Origin of the sequence: Acanthopleuribacter pedis (assembly GCF_017377855.1) — a bacterium.
Classification (GTDB): Bacteria; Acidobacteriota; Holophagae; order Acanthopleuribacterales; family Acanthopleuribacteraceae; genus Acanthopleuribacter; species Acanthopleuribacter pedis.
Map to the genome: position 1 here is coordinate 426,550 of NZ_JAFREP010000005.1, position 18,139 is coordinate 444,688.

Annotated in this window: 12 protein-coding genes; 3 read left to right on the forward strand and 9 right to left on the reverse strand. The window is 56.8% G+C overall.

Annotated features, from left to right (window positions below; genetic code table 11):
* Nucleotides 1-26 precede the first annotated feature (26 nt).
* The 3 genes from J3U88_RS08175 (at nt 27) to J3U88_RS08185 (ending at nt 4,691) form a co-directional block, all read left to right on the forward strand.
* Nucleotides 27-878 carry a prohibitin family protein gene (locus J3U88_RS08175; protein WP_207858188.1) on the forward strand — a complete coding sequence of 284 codons (852 nt, stop codon included), beginning with the start codon at nt 27-29 and terminating at the stop codon, nt 876-878.
* Nucleotides 879-886: 8 nt separating this feature from the next.
* Nucleotides 887-1,105, forward strand: a complete 219-nt coding sequence (locus tag J3U88_RS08180) for a hypothetical protein (RefSeq protein WP_207858189.1) — start codon at nt 887-889, stop codon at nt 1,103-1,105.
* Between the two features lie 292 nt (nt 1,106-1,397).
* Nucleotides 1,398-4,691: a sensor histidine kinase gene (locus J3U88_RS08185; protein ID WP_207858191.1), complete on the forward strand. Its 3,294-nt coding sequence runs from the start codon at nt 1,398-1,400 to the stop codon at nt 4,689-4,691.
* A gap of 961 nt (nt 4,692-5,652) precedes the next feature.
* Here the strand turns inward: J3U88_RS08185 and J3U88_RS08190 are convergent.
* The 9 genes from J3U88_RS08190 to J3U88_RS08230 all read right to left on the reverse strand — a co-directional run bounded on the left by J3U88_RS08190 (nt 5,653) and on the right by J3U88_RS08230 (nt 17,828).
* Nucleotides 5,653-6,288 (reverse strand): alpha/beta family hydrolase, encoded by a 636-nt coding sequence (locus tag J3U88_RS08190; protein WP_207858194.1) that lies wholly within the window; start codon nt 6,286-6,288, stop codon nt 5,653-5,655.
* Nucleotides 6,289-6,374: 86 nt separating this feature from the next.
* Nucleotides 6,375-9,203, reverse strand: a complete 2,829-nt coding sequence (locus tag J3U88_RS34605) for a protein kinase domain-containing protein (RefSeq protein WP_207858196.1) — start codon at nt 9,201-9,203, stop codon at nt 6,375-6,377.
* A gap of 149 nt (nt 9,204-9,352) precedes the next feature.
* Nucleotides 9,353-10,381: an HPr(Ser) kinase/phosphatase gene (gene hprK / locus J3U88_RS08200; RefSeq protein ID WP_207858197.1), complete on the reverse strand. Its 1,029-nt coding sequence runs from the start codon at nt 10,379-10,381 to the stop codon at nt 9,353-9,355.
* A gap of 13 nt (nt 10,382-10,394) precedes the next feature.
* Complete coding sequence (hpf, locus tag J3U88_RS08205; protein ID WP_207858198.1) at nt 10,395-10,940, reverse strand: ribosome hibernation-promoting factor, HPF/YfiA family; 546 nt, start codon at nt 10,938-10,940, stop codon at nt 10,395-10,397.
* Between the two features lie 16 nt (nt 10,941-10,956).
* The gene (rpoN, locus tag J3U88_RS08210) at nt 10,957-12,387 is read right to left on the reverse strand and encodes an RNA polymerase factor sigma-54 (RefSeq protein ID WP_207858199.1); all 1,431 of its coding nucleotides are present in this window, start codon (nt 12,385-12,387) and stop codon (nt 10,957-10,959) included.
* A 15-nt stretch (nt 12,388-12,402) separates the two neighbouring features.
* Nucleotides 12,403-13,134 (reverse strand): LPS export ABC transporter ATP-binding protein, encoded by a 732-nt coding sequence (gene lptB / locus J3U88_RS08215; protein WP_207858200.1) that lies wholly within the window; start codon nt 13,132-13,134, stop codon nt 12,403-12,405.
* Between the two features lie 54 nt (nt 13,135-13,188).
* Entirely contained in the window at nt 13,189-15,135 is a 1,947-nt protein-coding gene (locus tag J3U88_RS08220) for an LptA/OstA family protein (protein WP_207858201.1), read from the reverse strand.
* Nucleotides 15,136-15,189: 54 nt separating this feature from the next.
* Nucleotides 15,190-16,869 (reverse strand): single-stranded-DNA-specific exonuclease RecJ, encoded by a 1,680-nt coding sequence (recJ, locus tag J3U88_RS08225; RefSeq protein ID WP_207858202.1) that lies wholly within the window; start codon nt 16,867-16,869, stop codon nt 15,190-15,192.
* Nucleotides 16,870-16,871: 2 nt separating this feature from the next.
* Complete coding sequence (locus tag J3U88_RS08230; protein WP_207858203.1) at nt 16,872-17,828, reverse strand: acetyl-CoA carboxylase carboxyltransferase subunit alpha; 957 nt, start codon at nt 17,826-17,828, stop codon at nt 16,872-16,874.
* Nucleotides 17,829-18,139 lie beyond the last annotated feature (311 nt).

Consider the following 18,139-nt stretch of genomic DNA (forward strand, 5'->3'; position numbering starts at 1 on the left):
TTGCAAGATCCCACGAGGTTCGCACCATGTTGTCCAACCTACGCGCGAAGATCTACAAATGGGTCCTCCACTTTTGGACCCTGCACCAGCAACAGATTATCATCGGTAGCCTGATTATGGCGTTTCTGCTGGCTTATTTTTCGCCCAACATTTTTATCCATATTTACCCCGGTGAACGCGGGGTGCTGTGGCGCCGTTTTCTTGGTGGAACCCAACTGACCCGGACCTACAACGAGGGCATCAGCATCCTTTTCCCCTGGGACAAGATGTACATCTACGACACCCGCCTCCAGGAAATCAAAGACACGGTCACCATGATCAACCGCAGCGGCATGGTGATTGATGTGTCGATTTCGGCGCGATTTCATCCCATCCCAGACCGGTTACCCTTGTTGCACCAAAAGGTGGGTCCCGACTACAAAGAAAAAATGCTGCACCCCGAGCTGATCTCCGCCATTCGTCAGGTGTTGGGTGATTACGAGGCCGAACAAATTTATTCGAGTGATGAAAACGGCCTTTTACAGGCCATTTTGCAGCGTTTGCGTCACGAACTGGGCGACCGATACGTTAGAATTGACGACGTACTCATTACCAAACTGACCTTACCCGATGAAATTCAGCACTCGATTCAGGAGAAGTTGACCAAGGAACAAAACGCCCTGGCTCACGATTACATTCTGGATCGGGAGAAGAAAGAACGGGAACGCCGTGAGATTGAAGCAGCGGGGATCGCCGAGTTCGAGCGGATCTCGGGGATACCGATCCTTCAATGGCGGGGCTTGGAAGTCACCAAAGAGCTCGCCACCTCACCCAACGCCAAAATCATTGTGATCGGAACGGACGAAAAAAGTCTGCCGATCATCTTAAACAGTCAGTAGAGGGAACCATGAATTTTCTGGCCTACGCCATTCTGTGTGTCATTGTGGGGATGCTGGGGAACCGAACGCAGATCGGATTTTGGGGATTCTTTTTCCTGTCGTTTCTGTTTACCCCGTTTGTTGGTCTCGTCTTGGTGATGGTTGGCCGACCCCGCGGCGTGCCCAAAACGACGATCCAAAACAAGGTGGTACATGTTCACCTGGAAGAAGAGCCTGATCTAAAGTAATTATTGGGTAAGGGTTTGTGTTCTAGTGAGCGGGCTCCTAACCCTGCTGGGTGACGGTGCGAATCCCCGCGGCCTTGCGCCGCGAGGCGCCCTGGTGTTTGCGCGCGATGTTTACCCACCGACACAACTCGATTTCAGTTACGTGCGATCCCCCTTGTGAGCATTGCGGGTTAAGATTCTCCGACAAACGGGCGATTTTTTAAAAGAGCACCCCCAACCCGTTGTGCCCAGACGCTCGGCCCTATGTTGGTACCTCGCCCTTCGTGACTTTTTCGCTCAGGCTGTGACGCTTTTGAACCAACTCTTTCGTTTCTGCTCCTTTTGCCGTACCCCGGTCCTGTTATTGGGGATGCTGTTTCTCGGTCGGCTTCTCGCCCATCCGCCGGGTTTGCCCGTGATTCGCAACATTGCGAGCGAAACCACGGCCGCGCACGGTCAAAATTGGATGGTGATTACCGGACCCGGGGGGTGGTTGTACTTTGCCAACAGCGACGGCTTGTTGGTTTACGATGGGGCGGGTTGGCACTTGCACCGAACCCCGAACGGTTCCATTTTGCGCTGTCTGACCCGGGCCCCGGACGGCACGGTTTATTATGGGGCCGAGGGGGATCTCGGTTTTTTTCGACCTGACCAGGGTGCTCAAATCAAAATGGTTTCGCTGGTAGATAAATTACCGGAACGCGAACGCAGCTTGCGGCATGTGTGGAACGTCCACTACTTCGAGGGCCGCGTCGTGTTTGTTTCTTCGGGAAAAATCCTGATCTACCATCCTGAACGCGACCTTTTTACCGTGGTTCGTGCCGAGGATGAATTCCACGCTTCGTTCCTTTTGGAAGGCCGTCTTTGGGTGCGGGTTTTTAACCAGGGCTTGTTTCATTTGGTAGGGGATCGTTTGATGTCGATTCCCGGCGGCGAATTTTTTGCCGATAAACGGGTGCACGGTCTGCTCTCCTATGACGACGACACCTTTTTGGTCGTAACCTTGAACCAGGGCTGTTTCCTGTTACGCCCCGGTTACCCGGACCCAAGCCGGCGCATTCAGCCGATGACGGGATCGGTCAACGAATTCCTTAAAACGAACCAGGCTTATCGCGCGGTTTGGCTGGATGAACATCGCCTCGCGCTGGCCACTTTGTTGGACGGGATGATGATTGTCGACCGCGAATTGAACCTGCTTTCCCACATTAATAAGGACGCGGGTCTGGTGGACAACAGCGTGTTTGATCTCTACCTCGATCCGCACCGGACCCTCTGGGTAACGACCAACAATGGTATCAGCATGCTGGCCGTTAACGAACCCTTGCGTGTTTTGCCAGGCTGGCTGGGTTTTGATTCCTCGCCGCAGGTGGTTCAGTACCATCAGGGCAAGTTGTATGTCGGCACGTTTCGCGGGGTGTTCGTGCGTGATTGGCCCTCGGCAACCCATGCCTTAGCGCCTTTTGAGCGGGTCGCGGCGGAACGGGACGTGGCCTGGTGTATCGCCGTCGACGGGGACGACTTGCTTGTCGGCAGTAAATCCCATGTTCGGCGGATTCGCGGTCGGCAGATGGAAAATGTGTTTGCCATTGATTCGCCCGTATTCGCCATGGCACCCATGCCGGGTAAACCGGACACCATGGTGCTCGGTGCGCGCAACGGCCTGCATCTCATGGATCGGCGTGAGGATGATTGGGCCTATCGCGGTCGTTTGAACGAATTTGACCACAGTGTTGAGTACATGGTGATCGACCGCGCGGGCTGGTTTTGGGTGAACTACACCGGGCAAGGGATGTGGCGCGTCCGTTTGGATGCGGCGCGAGGCGCGGTTGAGACGGTGGTCACCTTGGGTGCGGCCCAAGGTTTGCCCTCGGACCTCGGAAACCGACCCTTTCTCATTGGCGACGCGGTCTGGGTGACGACCGAGGCGGGCCTGTACCGCTATGTGCCCGAGGGTGATCGTTTTGAGCCGATCACCGCGGTGAACCATCAACTACCGCGGCCTTTGCCGGCGGTGTTGCACTTGGCCCAAGACACGAACGAGAACCTTTGGTTGCAAATCCGTCGAAAAGGCAATGTCGGCGGCGCCCAGCACCAGGTGCTTCGCTTGGATGGGGCGAGCTCGGAAGGGGTTGCCGCGCCCAAACAATTGGCCTTGTTGGCCGACCAGCGCCTTACCGCCTTGTTGCCTGTCCCTACCGGTGAGGTGCTGTTCCTTGAAAACGACCGCATCACCTTATTTGAGCCGGAGCTGGAAGCAACTGAGGAAGAGGAACCTTTTCGCGCGTTTCTCACCGCCGTTCGTGATCCCGGCGATCATCAGTTGATTCTGACGCCTCAATTGGATCGATTCCCGCCCGAGCATCGATTCCCGCCCAACCGCACCGGGTTCCGCTTTAACTTTACCCAGAACTACTTGGCTTTTGGCGAGTTGGTTGATTATCAATTTTATTTGGAAGGGTTTGACTCGGATTGGTTGCCCTGGACGGATGCGCGGGCCCGCGATTACACCAACATGCCTCCTGGCCGTTACCGCTTCCATTTGCGGGCGCGTAACCACGAGGGACGCATCAGCGAAGAGACGGTGTTCCCCTTTGTGATTCAGGCTTATTTCTGGCAGACGACCGGCTTCCGGTTGGTGCTGGTGGTGGCGGTCTTTGGTTTGCTTTGGTTGGGGCAACGCTTGGCCAACCGTTGGTGGATCCGGCGCACCGAGGCCTTGGAGCGTTTGGTGGCCGCGCGCACCGACGCCCTGCGGCAGGCCCAATCGGAATTGACGGAAAGCGCGCGGATGGCGGGCATGGCGGATATGGCCGTGAGTGTCCTGCACAATGTGGGTAACACGCTCAATTCGGTGGTGACCTCGACCACGCTCATCAAGGAAACGGTTAAAAACTCCAAGCTGGCGGGATTGGCCAAGGCCAATCACGTGCTGGCCGAGGTTTTGGCCGAGGAGGGATCGTTTCCAATTGATCCCGATGTTCATGAGCGGCGGCGGATGCTGCGCGCTTACTATGAAAAATTGGGGAACGCGCATGTGAAGGAGCGTGAACGGTCCCTGGACCATTTGGCGAGGTTGGATGAGTTGGTGACGGTGATGCGCGATATTGTTGCCAGCCAAGAGCAGTTGTTGGAGCATGACAGCTTGCGGGAGTCCTTGGATTTGACCGCGGTGTTGGAGCAGATATTGGTGATGGAAGCCTCCGCGTTCCATCGGCACGGCATTGTGGTGACGCGGAAGACGCGGCCGATGCCGCCGGTGCCGATGGAGAAATGGAAAATTTTGCATGTGTTGACGGCGCTGTTTCAGAACGCGATGGATTCGATGTTGCAGGTTCCGGCGGGGGATCGGCGGTTGCAGGTGGTGACCTTCCAAGACGAGGATGGGGTTGGGGTTTCGATAACGGATAGCGGTGTCGGGTTCGAGGCGTCGATGCGGGAGAAGTTGTTTCAGGCCGGTTATTCAACCAAAGCAGGCCGATCAGGCTTTGATTTACACCACTGCGCAAACTTTATGCGGCAGATGGAGGGCGACCTACGACTGGAGAGCGAGGGCGTGGGGAAAGGCGCGTGCGCAACCTTGGTGCTCCCGCTGGAGGCGGATGGTTAGGCTCCCAACGCGGCGCGCAAACCAATCCGAAACCCTCCATGGACGGCCGGGGTGGCAACGCGGCGGGCACATCGAGACGAAACCCTCCATGGATGGGCGACGATCAGGTGCACCCTAACGAGGCGGGTACACCGAGATGAAACCCTGCACGGATGGGCGATGATCCGGTGCACCCCAACGCGGCGGGCACACCGAGATGAAACCCTGCACGGATGGGCGATGATCCGGTGCACCCCAACGCGGCGGGCACACCGATACGAAACCCTGCATGGAACGCCAGGGTGCCAACTGGGCGCGCAAACCGAGACGAAACCCTGCGTGGATGGGTAATGATCCGGCGCACCCCAGGGGGGCGCGCACACCGCCATACATGGCCCACAATTGATTTAAACGGTGAACCAGAGGTGAACCACGTCTGGTTAGGCTGAAGGCCTTACGGATTTCAGCCCTGGGTAAACGGTTGTGAAGCAACCGTTTACCCAGGGTCCCCGGGAGTTCCCGTCGTGTAGGCCGCCGGAGGCGCCGGCACCCCAACCAAAACCCCAACCAAAACCCCAACCAAAACCCCAACCAAAACCCCAACCAAAACCCCACCCTTGATTCATTCCAGGGAATTTATTATGCGTGGCCTCTGGTGCCAACGCCTTCAGCGTTTTCCCATTCGTGAACTCCCTGCACCCAGGGTACGGCCATTTTCAATGGCCGTACCCTGGGCTAAATTATGGCCCCCCTTCAGGGGGCGTCCAAAGAGGCCGGGTTCCACCCGGCATTCATTCGAAGCATGGTCCATCGATGGGGTTGTGCGGCCCGCTCCGGGGCGCGCCGGGTCAATACCCATCCAATCAGGACCCACGCCGTGACAGGCCCTCTGGTGGCAAAACCTTCATCGTCTGCTCGTCTCTACACGCCCACCCGGGAATTAATGATGGCCCCGCTCCGGGGCGCGCCGGGTCAATACCCATCAGCCGCGATCCTTCAATCTTCGCAGCAGGAAACCCGCCGCCACCGTCGCCGCGATCTGCAAATGGCCTTCCTCGGTGAAGCCGGACTTCTTGCGGGGCTTAAACGAATGGTCGCCGTCCTCCAGCCACGAGATCTCTATCGCCGGGGAAAGCGGGTAACCCGCCACCTCTTCTTGGTTACCGAGCGTGTCGCGGGTGCCTTGCACGATCAGGGTCGGGGTTTTCAAGTCGGTCAGATGCGCCGTGCGCAATTTTTCCGGTTTTCCTGGCGGGTGGAAGGGGTAACCTAAGCAAATTAAGCCGGTTATGTCGTGTTTGTCGGCAATCAGGGAGGCCATGCGCCCGCCCATGGATTTGCCGCCAATGGCGACTGGGCCGCGCGCCTGTACCGCCGTGATTTGTTGCGCCCACGCCTCGAGCAGTACCGCTTCTTGGTTCGGTGGGGCTTTGACGCCTTCCGTGCGGCGCCGTTGCATGTAGGGGAACTCGAATCGGATAACTTGGATACCAAAGCTCGCGACACCCGCGGCAAAGTGGTTCATGAAATCGGAATCCATCGGCGCGCCGGCACCGTGGGCCAGGATGAGGCGGAGTGGCGCCTCGTCGGGTCCGTCGATAAGCGGGGTTTGGGTCATGGGCGGTGGTTCCTCCGTGTTGGGTTAGCCCGCATTGCTTACAAGGCTTTCAGCTTCTCGCTACGAATCCTTGTGAGCAATGCGGGTTAATTGGGGTTCATGGCTGGGTCGGGGATCGGCATGAGGGCCAAGAGATCGGCGCGCATCGGGAGTGGAACCCGTTGCTTTTCTTGGAGCCGGCGCCGCATCCATTCGAGCAAGGCGACCTCTTCCGGGGCAAACACGTTCGGCTCGGATGCTTCGAGGGCGAGCAGTCCCTCAAAGGCGGCTTGACGCTGGTCGCGTTGGTAGGCCAGCAAGAGGCGTAGGAATTTCAATCGGGGCAATTCGGGATCGTCTTCTGACAAGGCCTCAAGCAAGGTTTCGGCTTCTTGAAGGCGGTTGCGGCCGATGAACAGTTCCGCCAGCAGGAGGCGGCTGTTGCGAACGCCGGCGGCGTTGTCGATTTTTTTGAAGATGGTAAGGGCCTGGGTCAATTCGTTTTCGGCAGTGTCCAGTTGGTTGCGTTTTAGGGCGATGACCCCGCTGAGTTGGTGGATATGGGCGCGGAGAAAAGGCTCTTGGAGCTTGCGGTGTTTGACCAGTGCCTGCATGTTGAGGTGTTCCGATTCGTCCAAGCGGTTGCGGCTCTCGGCGCCGCGGGCCAGGTTAAACAGGAGGTAAGCCGCGTATTGGTCGTGGCCGACCTCCTCATAGATGGCCAAGGCTTGATGGAAAAGGCGGTCGGCCTGTTGGTAATCGTATGCTTTCAAGGCCAAGGATCCCAAGTTGTTGTAGTTGGCTGCTTCTACATCGCGATCCTGAATTTCGACCGCGATATCAAGTGCCTCTTGGTAGTAACGGCGGGCTTCTTCGTTGTCATCGCGTGCCGCCGCGATCAGGCCCAGGTTCTGGATACATTGGACCCCGTCGACCTGGTTGTTTTCTTTTCGGAAAATGGCGAGGGCTTGCATGAAATAGGACTCGGCTTTGTCCAGTTCGCCTTTACCCCAAAAAATGATGCCTAGACGGTTCAGCGCATTGGCGAAACCGGAGGGGTCCTCGTTTTTGAGGTAAAGATCCTTGGCCAGTTGGTAGTAGTAATGGGTTTTTTCCCAATTGCCGTCGTGTTTGGCGAGGTCGCCGAGCAGGGTGTAGACGTTGGCTTTGAGGGTTAGGTCGGGGTCTTCGTCCTCGCGTTCCAGCAGGTTGTTGCACAGCTTGCGCATTTCCTCGTAGTTGCCGAGTTGGTAATGGGTGGCGGCCAGTGAATAAATCGCCTTGAGGAAACCGGGATCGCGTTCCACGCAGATTTCAAAATAGTGGCGGGCCGAGGCGGCATTGCCGGTGGTGAGTTGGTGGAATCCCATCGACCAAATCATCAGCGCGTAGGGGTCCTCGGAAAAGACCTCGCCGTGGTTGGGTGTCATCTTGCTTTCCGGGTGGAGTCGGTTGTTGATTTGGGCGACGACCGCGCGGATTGCGAAGGTTGGGTTCTGGGCGATGATGTTGCGGCTTTTGTAGTGTTTATCGTCGCGGTAAAGGTGGTAAACCAGGTGGTATTGGCCGGTGACTGGGTCTTTGTCGACCACGGCTTGGATAAGCAGGTCGGCGCCCAAGCGTTGGGTCAGTTGGTCGACCCCTGGGCGGTCGAGCAGCTGGTCGTCGGGCTGGTTGCCGAGGGCGCGCTGCACCGAATCGCTGGGTAACATGGTGAGGCTGGGAATGTCGTCCAGCTTTTCTTGCAGCAGCTCGGCCAAGCCGATTTTCATCCATTCCGAGCCTTTTTCGTCGGTTTCGTTGAGCAAGGGGAGCAAGGCCGCGGAAAGGGTTTCGTCGCGCATAATTAACGGGCTTTGGCGGTTGAACCAGGCCGTTACCAGCGCGGTGATCACCAGCAATGCGACGAGGGTGCCCAGCGCGGCGATGCGACGGCGGCCCCGGCGTTTCAGGCTGGGTTTGCCCCGTATTTGTTGAAGGCGGAGTAGGGTTTCGACGGCCGTGATGCGGGTGCTGGGATCAAGCCGGGTCAAATCGTTGATGAGTCGGACGAGGTCGGGGTCGAGGTTGTCGCCTTGAGGATCCAAGGGGAACTTTTCGCCCTTGCCGACCTTCATTAACAGGGCATGGTAGGGCAGGTTCTTTTTGTAGGCGGGTCGACCCGTCAGCATTTCCTGCAAAATAATGCCGAAGGCGTACATGTCGCTGGCCGCGGTGGCTTCTTCGCCGCGCGCTTGTTCCGGGCTCATGTAACGGGGGGTTCCGACGACGGTCCCGTGGGTGGTGCGGTCACTGCGCAAGTTTGCGGAATCGGAGGCGGCAAGAGACAGCGTTGGTTGCTCGCAGATATCGTTGAGGCCGTCCAAGGTGGCGGCCTCGGACAGGTCGCCGCGAGGGGCGGGCGCGACAAAAGCAACCGCGGCATCGGTGTCTTCGACCTGGGGCTCGGTCGGGCGTGCCAGGCCGAAATCCAACACCTTGACGTCGCCCTCCGCGGAAATCATGACGTTGTCGGGCTTGAGGTCGCGATGCACGATACGCGCCTGGTGGGCGACCTGTAATACCGTCGCCACGGTTTCCGCAACGGCCAGTTTGTCCCAATCGTCCTCTTCATTGCGCATCAACGCGCGCAAGGTTTGGCCGTCCAGATATTCCAAAACCAGAATATCGTAATCCTCTTGTTCGATCAGATCGTAAATCCCGCAAATGTTGGGGTGCGCCAGTTTCGAGAGGATTTGTGCCTCGCGGAAGAACCGTGTTTTGGTCAGGGGGCTCATTCGCTGGCGGTGGCTGATGGTTTTGAGTGCCACGGAACGGCCCAGCAGTTGGTCGGTGCCGCGGTAAACTTCACCCATGCCGCCTTTGCCTAGCAGCTCTTCAACTTTAAATCGACCGAGTTCGGTGCCCGTCAGGCCGGCGTGGCCGTTCGCGGTCATACCGGAACCCCCTTCAACAAAATGGGGTGGTGGGACGGCTCACCAGAAGGCCGACCCGTGCGAGGAAGGAGCATGGGAGGAGCAAGAAGGCGGGATCAAGCCCGCGTTAAAAAGCGCCGGGCGACTGAAGGAACCCCGGCGTGAAAGGGTCAGTCGGCTTGCGCGGCGGCCTGATCGCGGGCCCGCTTGAGGGCGAGGCGATCAGCGAGGACTTTTTCGGTATTGTAACCCTTGATACTCAAAAGGTAATGCTTAACCGCGATTTCAATTAAATTTTCCAAACTGCGGCCGGGCGCCACGGACAACCGCATCAGCGGACGCGCCACATCGAGGATGCGCATCGACTCGATTTCGGGAAAACAACTTTTGACCGTGTTAGGTGTAAAAGTCTCTAAATAAAGGATTAGTTCGATGGGGTGTTTGTCCAGAACGCTGGAGATGCCGTAGATCTCTTTGATGTTCACAATGCCGAGACCGCGAATCTCCATATGATCTTGGATCAGCTCGTCGGCACGGCCGATCAGGGATCCTTCCGGGGTGCGGGAAACCAAAACGATGTCGTCGGCCACCAACTGGTGGCCGTGTTTGATCAGGTCCAGCGAATCGTCGCTTTTTCCAATGCCGCTTTTGCCTAAAATCAGAACGCCTAAGCCGTTGATAACGAGAAGATTGCCGTGAATATTCAGGCAAGGTGCAAGGTTCTCAACCAAAATGCGGCCTAGGCGTACGATGATGTCGATGTCGTTGCATTGCGAGGCCAACACGGGAATACCCGCGGCCGCACAGCATTGAACGAGAGAGGCGTGTAACGGCAATCCGTAACTGACCAGCAGCGCGCCCGGCTCCCGGTCCAGTACTGTTTGGAGTCGCGACGCCTCCAGGTTTTGCCCTTGTTCCGTGAGGTAGGCGTGTTCCGCGCGACCGACGAGAAACAAACTGTGGGGTTCCAGATCGTGGCAATACCCACAGAGTGCCAGCCCAAGTCGTTGAATGACGGGCGAGCGTATTTCCCGATTTAGGTCGCCGAGTTCCCCCATTTGGACCAAATCGAGATGGTCCTCGGCTTCCAGCAGCTCCTTAACGGTTAACGATTGGCGGCAGCGACGGCCGCGTTCTTCAATCGAATCCGAAAGGATTTGCCAGTAATCTCCGTCGGGGGCGCGGTCCGCTTCGGACATCGGGCACCGTCGGCTAGGCGTCCGGCTCGATGTAGCCGATGTTGCCGTCGTTGCGACGGTAAACCACGTTGACGCGATCCGTTTCGTGATTGCGGAAGATGATGAACTCCTGGTCGAGTTTGGTGAGCTCGTCCACTGCTTCGTCGAGGCTCATGGGTTTCACCACCGAGTTGTCGGTGCGGATAATCTTGAGCTCAGCTTCTCCGGCGGTTTCCTCTTCGCGGTCCGGCGGTGTGATGACGTGGTGACGGATCGATTCCGTGGTGTTGCGTTTCAGCGTGGTTTTCTTCTCTTTGAATTTCTTCACTTGGGTTTCGAGTTTCTCGACCGCGCGGTCAATCGAACCGAACATGTCGCTGGTTTCTTCCGTGCAGTGGAAGGCACGTTTTTTGGACAGAAACTTGACCTCGGCTTTTTGCCGATACTTTTCCACAGAGAGGACCACGGTAACATCTTGGATGTCGTCTAGGTGCTTGGCCAATCGCTCGAGTTTTCCTTTGGTAAAGGTTCGAATCCGATCAGTGATATCGACTCCGCGTCCTGTGAAATCTATTCTCATAGCGCCTCCTATTGGATCAGATCTTCTTTCTGCGTTTGGAAGAGGAGGGGATCCCCAACTCTTCGCGGTACTTAGCTACGGTACGCCTGGCGATTTGAATGCCCTCGCGGGTGAGGATCTTAACAATCGTGGCGTCACTGTAAGGTTTGGCCGGCGATTCCTCGCTACACAGCTTGCGGATCTTTTCTTTGACCGCCAATGAGGAAACGTCGTCTCCGTTGGCCGAGGCAAGACCGGAACGGAAGAAATATTTCAGTTCGAAGACCCCGCGCGGGGTATGAACGTACTTGTTGTTGACCACGCGCGACACGGTCGATTCGTGCATGCCGATATCGTCGGCAACTTCACGAAGAACCAGCGGCTTCATGTGCTCGACGCCTTTGTCGAAGAAATCGCGCTGGTGGCGGACGAGCGATTCGGCCACCTTGTAGATGGTGCGGTTGCGTTGGTCCAAGCTACGGATCAACCACATGGCCGATTTGAATTTGTCTTTAATGTAATCGGAGGCTTCTTTGTCGTTGCCTTTGGTTTGCTCCAGGATTTTGGGGTAATGGGCCGAAACCCGCAGGCGCGGCGTGCCCTCGTCGTTGAGCTGGATGACGTACTCGTCATCGACCTTGACGATGTAGACATCGGGCTGAATGTACTGGGGCGGCAGCGGGGCAAAAGCGCGACCCGGCTCGGGATCGAACTCTTTAATTGCTTCCAGGTACTCCTTCAGCGTTTCCTTGTCGATGTCGTAGATCTGCATGATCTCTTTGTATTTCTGTTTGTAAATCAGGTCGAAGTGGTCCAGCAGCAGGGCTTCTAATTCGGTGCCGCTCCATTCGGAGTAGGCCAACTGGATTTCGAGGCATTCGCGCAGGTTGCGCGCACCGACGCCGAGGGGGTCAAATTCGCGAATTGCTTTCCAAACCTCGGTCACTTCTTCTTCTTGCCAATCGCCAAGTTCGGCGATTTCGGACAACTCGGCGACCAAACGGCCCGCGTCGTTGATATTGCCGATAATCTCAACGCCGATTTCAAAACCGCGTTCGTTGATCGGCAGCAGTCCGAGCTGGTGTTCCAAATGCTCGTGTAAGGTCTCCCGGGAGGAAACCATGTTTTCAAACTGGGGGTAATCACTGGGATCGCGAAACTCGCGGTCGCGGTTTTTGGGCTGGTGATCGGTGAGGTATTCCTGGAAGTAGGCGTCCATGTCGATGTTGTCGAGATGGTTGTCCATGCCCGTGTCCGCGTTTTCGGCACCTTCCCGCTCCGCCCCGGCTTGTTCTTCTTCGCCGTGATCGCGCTGGTCTTCTAAGACAGGATTCTCCAACAATTCATTTTGAATGGTGTCGGACAATTCCAACCGCGACATCTGCAACAATTTGATTGCCTGTTGCAGACTCTGGGTCATGACCAGTTTTTGAGAAAGTTTTAACGATAAACGTTGTTCGAGTGCCATCGTCGCTCCCGATAGTTAATCAAGCGTGAATCCATCACCAAGATAGGTTTTCCGTACTAGCTCGTCTTGAGCTAACATCTCCGGGGAGCCCTCCTTCAGAATGACACCTTCGCTTAAAACGTAGACGCGTTGGGTGATTTTCAGGGTCTCTCTCGCGCTGTGGTCGGTGATCAGGACACCGATGTTTCTAGCTCGTAGCTTTTCAATGATCAATTGTATATCCCCGACTACTTTGGGGTCAATCCCTGCAAAGGGCTCGTCGAGCAGGATAAACGATGGGTTATTCGTCAGTGCTCTCGCGATTTCCACCCGACGTCGCTCGCCGCCGCTCAGCGCGTAGCCGACACTGCGGCGAATATGCTCCACATTAAAGTCCAGCAGGAGCTGTTCCATGCGCTCGACCCGTTCGGAAGAGGTTAAATCCAAAAGCTCTAGCGTGGCTAACAGGTTCTCTTCAACCGTCATGCGTCGGAAGATGCTGGCTTCCTGGGGCAGGTAGGAGACACCCTCGCGGGCGCGCTGGTACATCGGCATGTTGGTCAAATCGCGGCCGTTGAGGTGAATATTGCCCGCGTCGGGTTTGATCAAACCCACGATCATGTAAAAAGTTGTTGTCTTTCCCGCGCCGTTGGGACCGAGTAATCCGACCACCTCGCCCGCGCGCACCGTTAGGCTGATGTCCTTGACCACCTCGCGGCCCTTATAAGACTTGGCTAAATGCGTGGCTTCTAAAAGGGATTCGGTCATCCAACCTTCCTAATCCAACTCAGCGGTACCGGTGCGCCGAGAATGGACTTTAACTTAGTTTTGAGAATTTTCAACGATTTTAGAGTTTATGCGTGTGGTTCCCGGACCGGACCGCATCGTAGCATCCTTTAAGTTGTAGGTCAATTCTGGGCCCACGAATTCACCCGAGGGGTGATTGAAGACAACATCTTTATTGTTTCCAAGGAATTGGAGGGTGTCCTCCGCGCGCGTGTAAATCATGGTCTCGCTCTGCCCACTCACCGGGCTCGCTTTGCCTTCTTTATCCGTTACGCTGCCCTGGAACAAAACATCGCCGGTTGCCGTCAAGCGTTCGACCACCTGCTGGTCATTCTCTTTCTTGACCTCTACTTCCATCAGATCGCAGCTCAGTTTCCCCCGACCCGGCAGCACGGCCTCGGTGACATTCTGGAACACGAGCAGGCCCGTACCTTGGGACAGCTTCATGGTTTTGGCTTCCAATTGGAACAGGCCCTCTTCCGTCTGGAGATTGAGACTCACGCGGTCGTCCGTTTCCAATTCAAACAGGTCCTCGTCGATTTTGCGCAAATTGATTTCCGGGGCCTTAATCGTGTGTTCCTCGTGCTGGAGCTTGGCCGGGTTACCGGTGATTTTAAAGGTGTGGCTCGGTAGCTTTAGTTCCAATTGGTCGCCCCAGCAACGGGTTGGCGTCGGTTCCGAGAGGCGGTAGGTGATGGTGACAAACCGGAAGGCGAAAATCTCGCGCTCTTCCTGGTCCCAATTGGTCAACAAAATACGGTCGCCGTAGATGCTGATATCCTCGTCCTTGTCCAAGAGTTCGCTGCCGGAACTGAAAATAATGTTGCGTTCGCGGTGAGAAATACGCAATTCCCCGGCTTTACCGGCCTGGCCGCCGTAGGTGAAGGTCGGGTTGCCGGTGATAAAGGTATTCACCGCGCGGCCCGCTTCAAATTGGGTTTCGAGGCCTTTTTCGCCCACCAGGTGGAGGGTGGCCGGCGTATCCCGTTGGGCGTTAAGGGTGAGGGGGTCGTCGCTGGTGAGTTTGCTGGGGAGCGAGCCGTCTAGGGTTAAGGTGAGTGCCCCGGTGTCGGCGTTCATCCTGTAGCCGTCTTCCGCGGCCATATCAAACCTGGCCTGGGCGCCGGTGCGTATATCGCGCAGCAAACGCCCGTTTTCATCGAAACGAATATCCAGGCGCGGCGATTGCAACGCGCCTTGGTTCCACTGGAAACGACCGGGTTCACCGATCACGGTGGCTTGTTCCATGATGATGTTGTGGTTCTTGCGGGTGCGGAACGAAAATTCGATGGTTTCAGATTGTAACTTGGCCAAATTGCCCGCTTCATCAACGCAATCGACCACGCCGCGCTGGATGATACCCCGTGCTTTGCTTTGGTCCAGTTTGAGGTGTTCCGCTTCAATGGAAACAGCACCCTGGTCGCCCCGGCTCACGTCAAACTTCACCGCATTTTGTAATTCCACAAAGGCGTAGGGTTGATAGCGCAAGCCTTTGCATGTACCCCGTGATTCGCCCAAAAAGAAGGCGACCTCGGCGTCGCTGGTGTAGGTGCCGTCGGGGTGAGCAACCACGGGACCGGGTGTCTCCAGGCGCAAGCCGTCGCTTTCGGCCAAAATCACCACACTGCCCTTGGCCGCTTCAAGGACCTGGGACTTGTCTTTGTTGTTGCGGTACCGGTCCGCTTTGATATGGTACCTGCGCCCGTTTTCCGTGGCTTCCAGTTCTAGGCCGCCTTCCAGCTCCAATTGGTCCTCGCCGATGAGGGTGACCTGCGACGAGGTACCGGATTGGATCAGGTTGCCTTCCGCGTCAAAGGCGGCGTGGCGCACGTCGCGTCCGCGCAGACCTTGGGGGAGGTCGGCTTTGCTGGGATCCGTTTTTTCAATCGGGACCGTTTCTGTTTTCGTCGACAAATAGACGAAATAACCACAGATGACGATCATGAGGAAGATCAGTCCCCGACTGAGCCATTTTTTGATCATGAAGCGGGTTCCTGTTGCGCGAACAGCGGGCGCGGACGCTGCCGCGCACGCTGTTTAGTTTTCCGAGGGACGCATTTCGATGATCTGTACTTGATAATCATCGCGGAAAGGCGTCAAAGAATACACCAAATCGACTGAATCGAACCGTTCAAATTCAAAATTCAAGTCGTTGGGATGGTAGAAGGTGCATTTTCTTGCGACGTGGCCGTCGCTGGCCTCGAAGTGGAACCAAGGGCCTTTGCGTACGGGTTCGGATTCCAAAATGAGGCCGCCGGTCATGAAGGTGGGCATTTGGTTGCCGATACCGAAGGGTTCCATTTTGGAGATGGTGGAAAACAGTTTGCGATCCAGGTCTTGCCATTCGACGACCGCATCCACGAAAAACACCAGTTTGCAGGCATCGTTGCGGCTGTCGATGAGTTCGTTCATGCGTTCGCGGAATTGCGGGATATTGGTGACAGGAAGCGAGACGCCGGCGGCCTCGGGGTGCCCGCCGTAGCTATTGAGCAGCGAGGCGATGCCGTCGAGCGGTTCCAGGATGTTGAGACCGGGAATGCTGCGAATGGAACCGTGCGCCTCGTTGTGGTCAAAAGAGAGCACGCAGGTGGGGCGGCCGTAACGGCGCAGGATTTTACAGGCCATGATGCCGAGAATGCCGCGGTGCCAGTGACGTCCGGCAACCACGATAAATGAGGGGATTTTGTTGCGGTACATGTGACGCAGTTGGCGGTTGATCTTCTGTTCCAACTCGCGTTCCAGCATTTGGCGCACGGTGTTCATGCCGTCCATGATTTCGACAATCCGATGGGCTTCCTTAGGGGTGCCCGCCTTAAAAAAGGCAATCGAGGTGTCGGGATCGCCGAGACGACCGGGCGCATTGATACGCGGCGCCACCTTGAAGCTGATGTCGAGTGCGTTGGGCATGCCGCGCACACCCAGTTTGCGCAACAAACAGCGAATCGGACCTTGCTCGTCCCTTGCTAATTCACGCAAACCACTGGCGACAATCCAACGGTTTTCCTCGCGCAGGGGGACCATGTCGGCGATGGTGCCGATGGCCGCGATTTTCACGTGGCGGCCGAGGTCGACCCGGTTGGGGTAGACCTTGGCCAGGGCTTGGGCAAGCTTGAACGCGACGCCCGCGCCGCACAGTTCTTTAAAGGGATAAACCGAGCCGCGTTCCTTGGGGTTGAGGACCGCCAGGGCCGGGGGGCGTTCCGTATCCGGGGTGTGGTGATCGGTAATGATCACGTCGAGATCCAGTTGGCGCGCGTATTCCAGTTCCTCGAATGCACGGGCTCCGGTGTCCACCGTAATAATGAGGCTGACGTTTTCTTCCTCTGCCAGCAAACGCATGCGGTTGCACTGCAGGCCGACGCCTTCGAAAAACCGGTCGGGGATGTAGTAAAACACATCGCCGCCGAGTTCTTCCAAGGCCTGGGTCAGGATGGCGATGGCGGTGACGCCGTCGGCATCGTAATCCCCATAGATACAGATGCGTTCACCCTGTTCGAGCGCGCGTTGGATGCGCGTGACGGCGATCGCCATATCGGGGATTTGGAAGGGATCGGGCGGTTGATAACTGCAGGGTTCCAGAAAATCTTCAACCGTTTGGTGTTCGAGCACCTTGCGATTAATCAGACATTTCGCGAGCAGTGGGTCGATTTGGTGGCATTCGGTGAGTTGGGTGATTTGGTCTGGATCCGGCTCCATGAGCTGCCATTCCTTTGCCATCCTCAACCAACCTGTGCATATTTGCCCATGTTACGAAATTTGCGGTAGCGTTGATCGAGCAATTGATCAACCGGCCGCTGACGAAGATCGTCAAGCTGCTGCTGGAGGTGCCCGGCCAGATACTTGAGCATCGCGGGTGGGTCGGCGTGGGCGCCGCCCAGGGGTTCCTCGCAAATGGAATCAACCAGGTCAAGTTTCTTCAGCTTGGAAGCGGTGAGGTGAAGGGCCTCGGCCGCCTTGGGTGCCTGTTCGGCGTCTTTCCACAGAATCGAAGCACAACCCTCGGGTGAAATGACCGAGTAAACGCTATTTTGTAGAATGCTGACGTGGTCGCCGACGCCAATGGCAAGGGCCCCGCCGGAACCGCCTTCACCGATCACATAAATAATGATGGGGACGCGAAGGACCGCCATCTCGCGCAGGTTTAACGCAATGGCTTCGGCTTGGCCGCGTTCTTCGGCGTCAATGCCGGGGTAGGCGCCGGGTGTGTCGATGAAACAAACCACGGGTCGGTTGAATTTTTCGGCCAGTTTCATAATGCGCAGGGCTTTGCGGTAACCCTCGGGGCGCGGCATGCCGAAATTGCGGTGTAACTTTTGTTTGATGTCACGGCCTTTTTGGTGGCCGATCAAGCACACGACTTGCCCGTTGAAGGTACCGAATCCGCCCATGATCGCCGCGTCGTCGGCAAAACGACGGTCCCCGTGTAGCTCCTCAAAATCGGGACACAGGTACTGGATGTAATCGCGGGTGTAGGGTCGTTTGGGGTGGCGGGCGACTTGGCAAATCTGCCATTCGGTTAGGTTTTTGTAGATGTCCCGTTGGAGTTTGGTGAGTTTTTGGGTCTGTTTTTCTATTTCCCGATCCCGTTTCGAGGAGGGCGGTTGGGCCTTTAAACCTTCGAGCTTGGCTCTAAGCTCGACGATGGGGGCCTCTATGGTGCTGAGATCTTTACTCATGGCTGCCATCACCTTATTCTTTTTTTTGTCTTTGCCAGGATACATTCTCGCCCGCGCCCCCGTCAAGAAACACGGCGACCGCGTTTTCTTTCCCGCCGCCCGCCTCGGGAAGCCGGACTTGGGGTAACATCCCTGTTGGTCGGCCTCCTCGCGCGCCCCTCCTCGAATGCCGTGCCGCCGAGGTCCATTCTCTCAAGCGCCCCTTGCGGCGGGTTTGTCCGGGATGCGTTTGATTGGTTCGGCGTGGCTTTTTCGTTCTCAAAAAACGCGGGGATCTGCTAACGTACGGCTTCGCATCATTGGCCGTGTCG